This is a genomic window from Bacillus sp. FDAARGOS_235, from assembly GCF_002073415.2.
Taxonomy (GTDB): domain Bacteria; phylum Bacillota; class Bacilli; order Bacillales; family Bacillaceae_G; genus Bacillus_A; species Bacillus_A toyonensis.
This window is the reverse complement of the sequence record NZ_CP020437.2, coordinates 744,537-757,586: the sequence shown is the minus strand read 5'-3', so window position 1 is coordinate 757,586 and position 13,050 is coordinate 744,537. Positions and strand designations below refer to the sequence as shown.

The window sequence follows — 13,050 nt, the reverse complement described above, 5'->3', positions numbered from 1 at the left end:
TAATAGTAACAGCTCATCCAAGCTTTTCTAATCAATTTTGCATAGTATGTAATAATAAATTTAAAGGGGGACTTACTACGTTTTATTATTACTGTAAGTATTGTAACGAGTACAAAAAGAAGAGTCATGATTGTTATAGGAAAAGTAGTCAATGTGATGGGAAGTATGTAAAAGTAAATTGTTGTGGTAATAAGAAAGAGGAGCTTGTAAGAGCGTCGGCATTTAGAGCTGTGAATACAGTTAATCAACCTATTCTGGCAAATACGTCTGTTAAAGTGTTATTTCAAAATGAACAATTTGATTTAGCAAATGAATATAATCCAGTAACATCCACTTTTATGCCTAAGACTAGAGGGGTGTATAGTGTATTAGGGAATATAACATTCTCACCAAATGATATTAATGTGAATTACAGAGCTAGAGTAGAAATTCGTGTAAATGGAAATACAGCAATAGCTATAGATAATGATTACTTTGGGACAGGGGTATTTTTTAATAATGATGTTTCAGTCACTTCTATTCTTCAATTAGAAGCAGGGGATGTAGTTGAAATTTTCGCAGAAAGTAGTATTGATGGCGTTATTGTACAAAACGTTAATGGTTTAAATACTGTTCATTTTGAAGCGGCAAGGTTTCCTTCTCCAATTGAATGGAGCTGATAAGTAGATGTTTTATAGAAAGTTTGTTAAGACCCTCACTAAATAGTGTGGGCTTTTTATTGTTTTTCTAAAATATATAAGCAATCAGATTTAATTTCGTTTATTATATGAGTGTTTTATGAATTAGATATAATAGAAGAGAAATGAATGGTAATAGTGAGAGTATAATATATAGAAGGTTATTGTCGAATCCACACGATGGATATAAAAAAAGAGCATACATAAAAAGTATGCTCAAAAGAAAGATAGGTTTTATGAGTGGATAATCTCCATAGGATAATATATGCGTGTTTAATGAAAATGTGTAAAGAATCAATAAATTATCAATGGAATATCATGAAATGAGTAATTTTAGTTTAGGGATGTAGTTGTTTTCTTTCGAAATAATCTAGGTAACAAAGTTGTGAAAATCGTGCATGATGGGGACTAACAATGGGATAATGATCGTACTTCAGTTACATATTTCTTAAAGTTTGGATATTGCGTGATAGTTTGGCATTTAGGGGTGAGTAGTTGATTAATTATAGAAACATTTGTAATTACTTCGTTACAAGGACCGAAAAATGTAACTTTTAGTTTTGAATTCGGTGGAACTTTGAACACGATAGGTTCTTTTTTCATGAAATCAGCTCCTAATATTCCACATTATATGTGCTTCACCTTTTGATTTAAATGATTATTAAGGTGTATTTATATAATATGAAATCTTTGTTAAGTTGATTATAATATAGAACCTCATTGTCGTATAAGTACATAAACATGTGGGGAAAAGCGGAGAATACTCTATGAAATGTATAATTAATATAATATGAAAAATGATTTGATTATCTAATGCATTTTATGTCCTGATACATATTACGGTAGTAAGAATAGTATGAGGAGGTAATAAAAGAATGCAAGAAAATGTACAAGCTCAGCCACAGCTTTCACCACCGTGGATCACACATTTTAATGAACTAAGAAATTCAATTGGTGCTGATCCAACAGTTACAGTGGGGCCACTTATTCCGGTTGGCGGGAATTATATTATTTTAGTGCATGCGTTAAGTAATGAAAAAGCGAGAGCATTAGCAACGCTTCTAAAATCTTCTGTACAATTTGGAAATGTAAGTGTAACGGTTATTGTAACGAATAATGAAAATGAAATTGTAAATCCATTTCCTTGTCCACTAGATGCATTTGAAATTGCGCATTTATTTCAAGTAGCGTTAGAGAATAATCCTTATTTTGAACAAGTTGTGGTACAACCTCAGTTCCCTGGTGGAGTGAATGTTGTATTTCCAGTTTTTAAAGCGGAAGTGATTCAATTTTTTAATGATGATATTTCAAATCTATGTCAAACGTTTACAGGTGTTGCTGCAAATGTGTTTCGTGATGTAATGCAGGATGATGTTTGTGATATCCCAATATTATTTTCCACAAGTTGCGTTATGAACAGTGAAAATCCACAATTACAAAATAAAGATTTAGAACCAAAGTTGTTTTATTAAGATGCAAAAAGACATTTTCAAAAATCGGAAATGTCTTTTTTTATGTATTAATATTATTTTGTACCAAAATTTATTGGCTGGCAATCAGTGGTAAAATGTAAAAAAATTATAGTTTTACTCAATTTTAAATAGGCTGGATAGCGTATGGAATTGTTGATTACAGATAGAAATGAAATAAACAATGAGTGTTAGGCTAGACTATTATAAAAAGATAGTTCACATATAGGGGTTTTCTACGTACAAGCAAATAAACATAGGACATATAGAAGATTTTATATTATCAACAGAAAAATCATTTTTAAATAAATTGATATTTTCACGCCTAATTATATGAGTTAGAGGAGAGATTGAAAGAAGTAGTTTTAAAGATTATATATTTCAAAAAATAAAGATTTCTTCTTATTTATATTATAGATAGATAGTAATAGATATATGTGGATTATGCTAAAACAAGCTTTGAATATGATAATAAAAAGGAGTTGAATTGTAATGGGTTACATTGTTGATATTTCAAAGTGGAATGGAACTATTAATTGGGAAATTGCAGCGCCTCAACTAGATTTAGTTATTGCTAGAGTGCAAGATGGTTCAAATACGGTGGATTTTATGTATCAAAATTATGTGAATGCAATGAAGAAGCATAGTGTTCCGTTTGGTAATTATGCATTTTGTCGTTTTATTTCTATTGCAGATGCAAAGAAAGAGGCACAAGATTTTTGGAATCGTGGCGATAAGTCTGCTGCGTTTTGGGTGGCGGATGTTGAAGTACAAACGATGGTAGATATGCAAGGCGGGACACAAGTATTTATAGATGAATTACGTCGTTTAGGTGCGAAAAAAGTAGGTTTATATGTTGGGCATCACACGTATGTATCGTTTGGAGCGCGTAATATTGATGCTGATTTTGTATGGATTCCTCGTTATGGAGGGAATAAGCCGGCGTATCCGTGTGATATTTGGCAATATACGGATTCGGGGAATGTTCCTGGGATCGGGAAATGTGATTTGAATCAATTAATAGGAAATAAGTCACTTTCCTGGTTTATAGATTCGAATCAAGAAAATCAATCTAATGTAGTGGATTTGCAGCAATCAAGTGGTATTGGTATTGCAGTTTCAAAATATCCTGATGGATACGGCATAAATTTATATGAAAATCCTGTGAACCCCCAGTATACAGGTGCAATCACTAAGAAAATCCCGTATTTAATTTTAAACAGTTATTGGGGAGGCGGCGATAAAGATATGATTTGCTTAGGGAATGATAAGCAGTGGGTATATTTAAACCATTTTGATGTGAGATGGTATTATGCTTCTTCAAAATATCCTGTCGGGTACGGAGTGAATTATTATGGAGAGCCTGAATGTATTAATTATAAAGGAAATATAGATGGATCAACATCTTACCGTGTGTGGGGAAGAGTAAAAAATGCGGTAGATATCGGACAAAGTAGTTGGATACCGGAAAAACATTTAATCATTAAGTAACCTTAGTCGTTAAATGTTTTTGAGGCATTCGTAAAGAGTCTTCTCATTAATAAATAGTGAGAAGATTTTTCATATTTGTGTATAAAAAATATGATACATATTTGATTCAAATGAAATGAATTACATATGGAAAACACACTGTTTTCACAATAACGGTGTATAGTTACGTTGCATAATAATAAAAGTGAGGTATTTGAATTGAAAAAGAAAAAGCTATTTTTGGGAACAATTATTTCATGCGTGGTACTCGCATTATCTGCATGTGGTTCCTCAGACAACGTAGTAACATCAAAAGTAGGAAATGTTACAGAGAAAGAGTTAAGTAAAGAATTAAAACAAAAATATGGAGAAAGTACATTATATCAAATGGTATTAAGTAAGGCGCTGCTAGATAAATATAAAGTTTCAGATGAGGAAGCAACAAAACAAGTAAAAGAAGCAAAAGATAAAATGGGCGACAATTTTAAAGAGACTTTAGAAAAACTTGGGTTAAAAAACGAAGATGAATTAAAAGAAAAAATGAAACCAGAAATTGCATTTGAAAAAGCGATTAAAGCGACTGTCACAGAAAAAGATGTAAAAGATAACTATAAACCAGAAATGAAGGTAAGTCATATTTTAGTAAAAGATGAAAAAACCGCTAAAGAAGTAAAAGAGAAAGTGAATAATGGTGAAGATTTTGCCGCTTTAGCGAAGCAGTACTCAGAAGATACTGGTTCAAAGGAACAGGGCGGGGAAATAGCTGGTTTTGGCCCTGGGCAAACTGTTAAAGAATTTGAGGAAGCTGCGTATAAATTAAATGCAGGACAAGTAAGTGAACCAGTTAAAACATCTTACGGTTACCATATTATTAAAGTGACCGATAAAAAAGAGTTGAAACCATTTGAAGAAGTGAAGGATAAGATCCGTAAAGATTTAGAACAACAAAGATTACAAGATACGACAGGTAAATGGAAACAGCAAGTAGTCAATGATTTATTAAAAGATGCTGATATTAAGGTGAATGATAAAGAATATAAAGAGACATTTAAATTTCTAGAAAAGAAATAATACGGATAAAAAAACAGAAATGTAGCATTTTGCTAGACTTCTGTTTTTTGTTTTTTTGAAAAAAGAATGCAGACTTCTTCGGTAAACACAATCATACTAGAATGATTCGGATAAGTAAAAAACAAAAAACTAAATAAAATAAAATTTTTAAAGGTAAAACTCTAGAAGTATTATGTAACTTGAATTAGAAAAGGGAACTCATATTGAGTTCCCTTTTCTAATTAGTGTGTGTGTTATAAAAAAGATAGTAAGACAATATAATATTACATTTAAATATTAAGAATTACAATGGAAAATTGTAGGAAAATGAAATTGGAAATAATAATCGTTTTAAAAAATGTTGATATAGTAATGTTTTGATTATTTTATTACATATAAATTAAGTATATAAATTTTTATAGTGGATCAACATAATTTGAAGAATAGTACATATAATATTTTTGAATAAACATTTGCAATATTATAGGAAGTGAAAAGTTGAGCATTCTATTAAAAAGGATGTTCTTTTTGTTATGAATATTTCTAAATGTATTATTTACTAGATGAATAAATGAAAGTGGGGGAGAATATATGAAAGTGATTTTTCAAAGAGAAGACGGAGGGAAAGTTTTTGAATCGAATGATGAAAATATAAGTGATTTATTAGCTATATTAAAAGAAACGAAAGGGATTAAAATTGGGATGGTTGAGTATGAAGTGTTAAAATATGAAATAGAGTATTTTCGTCATCCGAAAAGAGGAGAAACGGAGAGAGAGTTACATATAACCATACATCCTAAATATATGTAATGAATGGTAGCGATATCAAACTATTATGAAAGCAAAGGAGTATTTGATATTGTAATATGATATGTACGAAAAGAGAGTGTGGAAATCGCCCTCTTTTCACAGAAAACCTATAAGGAATAAATTGAATTACATTATAAATTTCTTAAATTTTGTGAGTTCGTTCATTATAATGTATGTTTGCGTTTAAGAATGGTTCATGCAAAAAAATAAAGGTTTGTAGTGTAGGCAGGGATTTTATATTCAATTAAACGAATATAATGTTGTAGTTTGTTGACGAATAATAAATGAAACTTTCATTCAGAAAGAAAGCTAGTCAAGATAAAAAAATAAAGTTGAAAATATAACGTATTAGAAAAAACGATTTCACTTTATGTGAAATCGTTTTTTATTCGCTAAATGTGTTTCAATGTGTAGAGAGTGAAAAGTTTGTTTTAAGGGAAAAAAATATAAATATGCTCCTTCTCAAAAGAACGTAGGTTCGTGTATAATTAGAACGAATGTTCTTTTTTGGTGCAGACCTTATACAATTTAGAAATAAATACGAACTTAGTAATTACTAAAAATGATGGAGTAACAGTATGTGTGAAATAGAGTGGATAAATGATCAAGGAGATAAAGAAATGAATCATGTAAAGAGGCAGAAAGAAGAAAGAGAGTGGGTTCCATTTACAGTAATGTCGGAACAATTGTTAAGTATGAGAAAGGTTATTGGTGAGAAATTAAAAGTGCAAAGGCCGATAGTAACAAATGAAGAAAAAGAAAGAATTTCTGATAAATTGCTAACGGCATTATTGTCTGAGCAAGAAATATTGGTGACATATTTTGAAGATGGCTACATACTTACAAGTTATATGACAGTCGTTCATATAGACCCGGTAAGGCAGATTATAATGTGCACAGACGCATTTTATAAAACTCACGTAATGAGTTTTACAGATGTAATTGAAATAATGTAATAGAAGCTGAACTTTAATATCCAGCTTCTATTATTTCTGATAGATGGAAGAAATAATGCGAAATAGCAGCTAGCTTCATGCTAACTGCTAAGCCCCAGGGAAAGGGAGAAAAAGATAGGTACTCCAACATTCAATAATAGCTGTGAAACAGCCTGATTATAGTATAGACAAATTTAAAATTCCTATACAGAAAGATGAAAAATAGGGTTAGGCTGTACCCACTTGATTTTGATCTGCAAGGTCCGAATCAAACGTATTAGTCGCACTAACACCGTTAAAAGTATTAACAACAAAACCAACGTTTGATGCGCCAGATCCATTGTAAGCTTTCGTATTTTCTTTCGGAGAAACGTTGTAGAAATCACCTAAGTTAAATGATCCGTTACTATTTTGTACAACTAAATTCCCTACAACTGAGGGCATAATTTTCACCTGCTTTATAATGAATTGTTAACATTACTATATGGGAGTAAAGTCCAAATGGTTCATGTAACAAAAATTGTGGAATAGTAAAACGTTTCAAGCGTGGCTTTCAATAAAAGTGTGTTAAACTTAATATGAGTTGGATAATAAAAAAGAAATAATTTGTATAATTAATATATACGAAAACAAAGGAGGCAAAATGTTATGAATAACGTTATAAAAAAAGTAGATTTATCAGATGCAAAATCAAGTAATCTTGTTGCGCTTATTTATAGCAATGAAGTTATATTGATTGAAAACGCATTTTGTCCAAATGAAATAAAATTAAAGTTTAATGAGATTGCAATTTTATCTGCAATTAAAACAGCTCATATTGCAAAAGTGTCCATCAGAAAAGAACTTGAAGCGCTTTTTCATGATACAGGAGTATTACTGGTGAAACAAAGTGCTGAAGTTGGTAGCAGTCAATCTATAACAATGCATTTTGAGCAGTTCAAAAAATTACAATATGAAATTGAGCTTTTAAATAAAAGTATGTAATCAGGCTAGTTGAAGATTTTTTCACAAAAGTGGACTGTGTTATGTTGAAAAGTGGATTGGAAATTATTTAGATGAATCGCACTATAAACATAAATATAGTTTTATGAAAATGCAGGGTAATGAGGATTTTCAAGCTGGTAAATTAGGTACAGTTTATATGTATCAATGTAAAAATGCGGGAAAGAAAAGTTGCAATTTAAAAATTAATAATGAAATAAACAACGAATTTTTAAATATGTAAACGGGAGTAACCATTATGGTTACTCTTTTGTTTATGTGTGCAATATTAAAAATACTTCTAAAGTATGAAGTGTTTTTAATACTTTAGTAAATAGATAAATGAAGGTTAAAGGAGTAAAATATGGTAAAGGGAGGCGAGGGATTGAAGCGAAATGACATTAGGAAACTCGTAATTATTACAGGAGTGACGCAAGGATTAGGACGCGCGATGGTTGATCGATTTCATGAATTGGGATGGAACATATGTGGATGTGGACGTTCAAAAGATAAAATTGAAGAACTAAAAAAACAATACGGTAATACACATGATTTTCAAATAATTGATGTTTCAGATTCGCAGCAAGTTAGTAGTTGGGCAAATGATATCCTTACTAAATATCGGGCTCCCGACTTGTTAATAAATAATGCATCAATTGTGAATCAAAATGCACCAATTTGGAAAGTTACCGCTGGGGAATTTGAAAATGTAATGAATGTAAACGTGAATGGTGTAGTAAATGTAATAAGAGCATTTGTCCCAGCAATGGTAGATAGAAAAGAAGGAATTATTATTAATATGAGTTCTAGTTGGGGAAGAGAAGGTGAGGCAGATCTTGCACCATACTGTGCCTCGAAGTTTGCAATTGAAGGTATCACGAAATCTATGGCACTGGAATTGCCTGATGGTGTGGCTGTAGTTGCTTTAGATCCTGGCGGTGGTATTAGCACTCCAATGCTGCATTCATGTGCACCACAGTATGTTAATGAATCACCCACACCTGAAATGTGGTCACATAATGCGATTCGATATATATTGAATATAACAATAGATAAAAATGGAGATTCATTGACATGCCCAGCATGTGTTTAAAAATAAGTATCTATTACTCAATGTAATTTCAGTGATATACGTTTTGGCTAAAAAAGTACCTTTAAGGTACTTTTTGTATTAGTAACACATTATAGAATGCACAAAATTACATATGGAAAATAAAATATTTGATTAAGAGTGACTTTTGGTTATTTCGAAAGCACGAGAAAATATCAAAATAGGTGATGAAAATGAATCCAAGCAGTTTAAAAGTGACAGGAGCATGGTATCAAGTAGGAGGAAATCTTACAGCTGCTATTGGAACGACAAGAGGATTTATTGGGGAAGAGAAAATTGAATCGGACCTTGTTATTATAGGAAGCTCATTACAAGCCTTCGGGTATATTTTACAAATTATAGCGAGTAATTATACCGAAGATGAAGATGAAGAAGTAGAAAATCGAAATATATGTTTGCAGAATGAAAGTGAAACACTGGATAAAATGGGAATTGAGTTATTGGCATTAGGGAATATATCAAATGTAATAGGAACATATTTTAATAAAAATGAACAATTAACAGAGAATGATTATCTTATCATTGTCGGGAACAGTTTACAATCGATTGGTGCTTTTTTAGGAGTAGAAGCAGCTTTGATTGAGATGAAAGTAATACAGCGAATCATTGTACTAGGCAATTCTATGCAAAGCTTAGGGGCCGGACTACAAGCGTATCAAGGCATAATTAATTTATCGAAGGATGAAGTAGAAAACGAAGATCGTATTCTTGATAAGAAGGATGAGAGGATAATAGCACTGATTGGTATTTGGATACAGGCAATAGGAACGGTAATTTCTGCGATTGGATTAACTGCAGTAGAGAAAGAGAAAAGTTTTGAAAATAATAAGAATTTTAAAATACTCATTGAAAGAGCGGATGTAAAATGTAATTAAATAGGTAGGAAGAGTTTGGTCTAGTAGGTTTTTTTGCATATGGACAGAATATATATTATAGAAGAAATGTTATAATTGCTTAATTGAAATTTGTGTAACTTCAAAATCAAAGAGTGTGCTTGCATATGAAAAGAAGTGTTATAAAAAATCCAAAATAAGGAGTTTTCAAGAGATGATGTACTTATTGGCAATTCTACTTCCACCTGTAGCTGTATTATTTTGCGGAAAGCCATTTCAAGCAATAATTAATTTCATATTAACTTTAATATTTTGGGTTCCAGGCGTCATACACGCGATTTTAGTCGTACATGATAAAAAGGCGGATCGGCGAGTGAGAAAACAAATTCAAGCATATGATGAAATTAATAAGAGGAATAGAAGATAATTCGTCTGTGAAAATAGTATAAAAAGAAAGGGGGATTAACCTCCTTTCTTTTTATTTGGTGCTTAAGTTTAAATTTTAGTGTAGCGGAAAGAATTTTTAATGTAAGTTTTATGGTAATAACTTTTAGATTGTGCATTTAATAAACCATTGTAAATGCTTTCAGGTACATTAAAGAAATCATACATGCCATTTTTGAATTGGATTCGTAAAATCATAGAAAAGGGATTATAACCAACAGCAATCAAATTTTTTGATATAACAGGAGATAATTTCATAAGCATACAACTCCTTAATTTTATTTGTAAATTCTTTTAGAAATGAGGATTAGGTTGTTGAAATAAGAATATGTAAAGCAGCAGTAATACGGATAGCCAATATATTAAATCTTTGTTATACCTATTTATAAAGAAGTTCACACGAAGTTCATATCGATATGCTATTTTTATCTCACCTTTGATGAAATTAATAAGAAAATATTGACCATTTGAAAAAAAGGTATATTATTTATACGAGGTATTAAAATTTTATCTCTTCCATTTTATGCGTAATGGGGCAGCTTTATTTGAAGGAATAGAGGTAAAAAATAATTTGTTTAAGAGTATCTAAAATTTATAATCTGTGAATTAGGAAAATATTGAATGCTTCCGATGAACACACTTTCTAAATGTAAAGATATTTGGGAAGGTGGCCTCAATATTTTTAGTAAATCAACGGGAGAATTGAAAGGCAGGAGAAAGTAACATGTCAGAAAATTATCGTTCTCGAGAAGAGCGACGACAAGTTAAAAAGAAAAATCAGCCAGCTTCTAAAAAACAAAAACCAAAGGGTAAAACATCATTTTTCCGTAAGTTTTTAATTAGTTGTTTATTACTTGGTATTGTAGGTTTAGTGGCGGGGGTTGCTACCTTTTTTGTAATGATTAAGGATGCACCAAAACTTGAAAAAGCAAAACTTGTTAATCCGTTATCCTCAAAAATTTATGATAAAGACGGGAAGTTGGTATATGAATACGGAAAAGAAAAGCGAACCAACGTTACGTATGATCAAATCCCTAAATTAGTAGAAAATGCTTTTTTAGCTGCGGAAGATGCACGTTTTTATGAGCATAGTGGTGTGGATTTCAAAGGTACTGCTCGTGCAGTTTTAGTTAGTTTAAAAGGAGATTACGGTTCGCAAGGCGGAAGTACAATAACGCAGCAAGTTATTAAAAACTACTTCTTATCAATGGATAAAACACCAAAGCGTAAGGCGCAAGAAGTGTATTTAGCTTATAAGCTAGAACAACAGTATTCAAAACATGAAATATTAGAGATGTACTTAAACAAAATTAATTTAGGAAACCGCTCATACGGAATCGCAACAGCAGCACAAAACTACTATAAAAAAGAATTAAAAGACTTAACATTACCAGAAGTTGCGATGCTTGCAGGTTTACCGAAAGCACCAAATAATTACGACCCGTCGAAACCACAAAATATTCAAAAGGCAACAGAAAGAAGAAATGTTGTACTAAAGTTAATGAATCGACATGGTTATATTACAAAAGCAGAAATGGAAGAAGCGTCGAAAGTACCAGTAGACAAAGGTGTTGAAAAGGCAGCTGAATTACAAGCGATGCCATATCCTGCATTTATGGATGCAGTTGTGAAAGAAGTTGAAAAAGAATTACCTGATGCTAATATTGGTTCTGACGGTTTAGAAATTTATACAACATTAGACACAGAGGCACAGAAATTGGCTGATAATATTTTAAATACAAATATTATTGATTATCCAAATGAGAAATTCCAAGGGGCTTTCACATTTATGGATACGAAAACAGGTGAAGTACGTGCTATAGGTAGTGGGCGTGGTGAAAATAAGGCTGTATTTAAAGGTCATAATATGGCAACTGAATTAGATCGCTCAGCAGGTTCAACAATGAAACCGATCTTTGATTATGCTCCTGCAATTGAATATTTAAAATGGGCTACTTATCATCAAGTCGATGACTCGCCATTTAAGTATACTGGTGGTCAAGATGTCAGAAACTCAGATAGAGGGTATTTAGGACAAATTACAATGCGTGAAGCATTAAAATTATCACGTAATGTTCCAGCTATTAAAACTGCAAAAGAAGTAGGAATAACTAAATCAAAAGCTTTCTCTGAAAAGTTAGGTATTACATTTAATGCACCACCGACAGAATCAACAGCGATTGGTACAAATGAAGTATCGCCAACTGAGATGGCAGGTGCGTATGCTGCATTTGGTAATGACGGTAAATATACGAAGCCGCATTTTGTTAAAAAAGTGGTTTATCCAGATGGTAAATCGAAAAGTTTTGAGCAAAAGTCAAAACGAGTGATGGAAGATTATACAGCTTATATGATTACAGATATGCTTCGTTCCGTCGTAACATCTGGTACTGGTACAGCTGCTAATATAAGTTCTTTAGATGTAGCTGGTAAAACAGGAACAACGAACTATTCTTCGGAAAAAGCAGCGCAATATAAATTACCAGACAGTGCGACTCGTGATAGCTGGTTTGCAGGATATACACCGCAGTATACGATGGCAGTATGGACTGGTTATATGAAAGATAGTAAAGACGATTATATTAGTAGTAAAAATACGAAAATTGCACAGTTGATCTTTAAAGAAATGATGAGCGAGATGGCTACTGATAAATCACAATTTAAGATGCCAAGTAGTGTTGTGAAAGAAGGTAATGAATTACGTATAAAAGGTGAGAAACGTGATTCTTCACCAAATACGAGCGTACCGAATACAACTGAACAGCCGAAACAAGATCAGCAGCAAAAAACTGAAGAAGAGAAAAAGCAAGAAGAACTTAAGAAACAGGAAGAATTAAAGAAACAAGAAGAACAAAAGAAACAAGATGACCTTAAGAAGCAACAAGAAGAACAAAAGAAACAAGATGACCTTAAGAAGCAAGAAGAACAAAAGAAAGAAAATGAACAAAATAATGGAAATGGTCAAGGAAATACAACGCCTCCAAACAACGGAGGAGGCGGGAGCACAACGCCGCCGAACAACGGAGGAGGCGGGAACACAACGCCGCCGAATAACGGAGGAGGCGGGAACACAACGCCGCCGAATAACGGAGGAGGCGGGAACACAACACCGCCGAATAACGGGGGAGGTCAAGGGAATCCAACCCCACCAGTGACAACTCCACCGAATAATGGGGGGAATGCAGGAGAAGTCCCTGCTAATACTGGCCAATAAGAAAAGTTAATAAAAAGCAATTAAAAAAGTCGAATTTCTTACATAAGGAATTCGAC

The 13,050-nt window shown here is 32.2% G+C and carries 14 protein-coding genes; 11 read left to right on the top strand and 3 right to left on the bottom strand.

Annotation, left to right across the window (positions count from 1 at the left end; genetic code table 11):
- Positions 1-41: 41 nt before the first annotated feature.
- Positions 42-659: a hypothetical protein gene (locus A6J74_RS05465; RefSeq protein WP_079995200.1), complete on the top strand. Its 618-nt coding sequence runs from the start codon at positions 42-44 to the stop codon at positions 657-659.
- Positions 660-1,085: 426 nt separating this feature from the next.
- On the opposite strand, the gene A6J74_RS05460 is transcribed toward A6J74_RS05465, so the two are convergent.
- On the bottom strand, positions 1,086-1,280 hold the full coding sequence (locus A6J74_RS05460) for a hypothetical protein (protein WP_000712072.1): 195 nt from the start codon (positions 1,278-1,280) through the stop codon (positions 1,086-1,088).
- A gap of 272 nt (positions 1,281-1,552) precedes the next feature.
- Between A6J74_RS05460 and A6J74_RS05455 the strand changes: the two genes are divergently transcribed.
- From A6J74_RS05455 to A6J74_RS05435, 5 genes are all read left to right on the top strand, one after another.
- Positions 1,553-2,149, top strand: a complete 597-nt coding sequence (locus A6J74_RS05455) for a hypothetical protein (RefSeq protein WP_001157702.1) — start codon at positions 1,553-1,555, stop codon at positions 2,147-2,149.
- Between the two features lie 489 nt (positions 2,150-2,638).
- Positions 2,639-3,637, top strand: coding sequence for a glycoside hydrolase family 25 protein (locus A6J74_RS05450; protein WP_000540675.1), 999 nt, complete (start codon positions 2,639-2,641; stop codon positions 3,635-3,637).
- Between the two features lie 198 nt (positions 3,638-3,835).
- The gene (locus A6J74_RS05445; RefSeq protein ID WP_000727478.1) at positions 3,836-4,687 is read left to right on the top strand and encodes a peptidylprolyl isomerase PrsA; all 852 of its coding nucleotides are present in this window, start codon (positions 3,836-3,838) and stop codon (positions 4,685-4,687) included.
- Positions 4,688-5,257: 570 nt separating this feature from the next.
- Positions 5,258-5,476 (top strand): hypothetical protein, encoded by a 219-nt coding sequence (locus A6J74_RS05440; protein ID WP_000864289.1) that lies wholly within the window; start codon positions 5,258-5,260, stop codon positions 5,474-5,476.
- Positions 5,477-6,096: 620 nt separating this feature from the next.
- Positions 6,097-6,432, top strand: a complete 336-nt coding sequence (locus tag A6J74_RS05435; protein WP_033658415.1) for a YolD-like family protein — start codon at positions 6,097-6,099, stop codon at positions 6,430-6,432.
- Positions 6,433-6,639: 207 nt separating this feature from the next.
- Here A6J74_RS05435 and gerPF read toward each other — a convergent pair whose 3' ends face one another.
- A complete protein-coding gene (gerPF, locus tag A6J74_RS05430) occupies positions 6,640-6,855 on the bottom strand; it encodes a spore germination protein GerPF (RefSeq protein WP_001141565.1) in 216 nt (71 codons plus the stop codon).
- Between the two features lie 204 nt (positions 6,856-7,059).
- Here gerPF and A6J74_RS05425 point away from each other — a divergent pair, with 204 nt between their 5' ends.
- From A6J74_RS05425 to A6J74_RS05410, 4 genes are all read left to right on the top strand, one after another.
- A complete protein-coding gene (locus A6J74_RS05425) occupies positions 7,060-7,395 on the top strand; it encodes a hypothetical protein (protein WP_001066863.1) in 336 nt (111 codons plus the stop codon).
- Between the two features lie 361 nt (positions 7,396-7,756).
- On the top strand, positions 7,757-8,485 hold the full coding sequence (locus tag A6J74_RS05420; protein WP_000238413.1) for an SDR family oxidoreductase: 729 nt from the start codon (positions 7,757-7,759) through the stop codon (positions 8,483-8,485).
- A gap of 191 nt (positions 8,486-8,676) precedes the next feature.
- Positions 8,677-9,378 carry a DUF6944 family repetitive protein gene (locus A6J74_RS05415; RefSeq protein ID WP_001070052.1) on the top strand — a complete coding sequence of 234 codons (702 nt, stop codon included), beginning with the start codon at positions 8,677-8,679 and terminating at the stop codon, positions 9,376-9,378.
- Positions 9,379-9,550: 172 nt separating this feature from the next.
- Positions 9,551-9,763, top strand: a complete 213-nt coding sequence (locus A6J74_RS05410) for a YqaE/Pmp3 family membrane protein (RefSeq protein WP_000990226.1) — start codon at positions 9,551-9,553, stop codon at positions 9,761-9,763.
- A gap of 68 nt (positions 9,764-9,831) precedes the next feature.
- Here the strand turns inward: A6J74_RS05410 and A6J74_RS05405 are convergent, their stop codons facing one another.
- Positions 9,832-10,038 carry a KTSC domain-containing protein gene (locus A6J74_RS05405; protein WP_000777816.1) on the bottom strand — a complete coding sequence of 69 codons (207 nt, stop codon included), beginning with the start codon at positions 10,036-10,038 and terminating at the stop codon, positions 9,832-9,834.
- Between the two features lie 466 nt (positions 10,039-10,504).
- Between A6J74_RS05405 and A6J74_RS05400 the strand changes: the two genes are divergently transcribed.
- The gene (locus A6J74_RS05400; protein WP_001294001.1) at positions 10,505-12,994 is read left to right on the top strand and encodes a transglycosylase domain-containing protein; all 2,490 of its coding nucleotides are present in this window, start codon (positions 10,505-10,507) and stop codon (positions 12,992-12,994) included.
- Positions 12,995-13,050: the final 56 nt, after the last annotated feature.

Coding starts and splice junctions, on each gene's coding strand:
- A6J74_RS05460 (WP_000712072.1), bottom strand. CDS start 1,280: ATGAAAAAAGAACCTATCGTGTTCAAAGTTCCACCGAATTCAAAACTA.
- A6J74_RS05440 (WP_000864289.1), top strand. CDS start 5,258: ATGAAAGTGATTTTTCAAAGAGAAGACGGAGGGAAAGTTTTTGAATCG.
- A6J74_RS05420 (WP_000238413.1), top strand. CDS start 7,757: ATGGTAAAGGGAGGCGAGGGATTGAAGCGAAATGACATTAGGAAACTC.
- A6J74_RS05400 (WP_001294001.1), top strand. CDS start 10,505: ATGTCAGAAAATTATCGTTCTCGAGAAGAGCGACGACAAGTTAAAAAG.
- A6J74_RS05455 (WP_001157702.1), top strand. CDS start 1,553: ATGCAAGAAAATGTACAAGCTCAGCCACAGCTTTCACCACCGTGGATC.
- A6J74_RS05405 (WP_000777816.1), bottom strand. CDS start 10,038: ATGAAATTATCTCCTGTTATATCAAAAAATTTGATTGCTGTTGGTTAT.
- A6J74_RS05450 (WP_000540675.1), top strand. CDS start 2,639: ATGGGTTACATTGTTGATATTTCAAAGTGGAATGGAACTATTAATTGG.
- A6J74_RS05410 (WP_000990226.1), top strand. CDS start 9,551: ATGATGTACTTATTGGCAATTCTACTTCCACCTGTAGCTGTATTATTT.
- gerPF (WP_001141565.1), bottom strand. CDS start 6,855: ATGCCCTCAGTTGTAGGGAATTTAGTTGTACAAAATAGTAACGGATCA.
- A6J74_RS05425 (WP_001066863.1), top strand. CDS start 7,060: ATGAATAACGTTATAAAAAAAGTAGATTTATCAGATGCAAAATCAAGT.
- A6J74_RS05415 (WP_001070052.1), top strand. CDS start 8,677: ATGAATCCAAGCAGTTTAAAAGTGACAGGAGCATGGTATCAAGTAGGA.
- A6J74_RS05435 (WP_033658415.1), top strand. CDS start 6,097: ATGAATCATGTAAAGAGGCAGAAAGAAGAAAGAGAGTGGGTTCCATTT.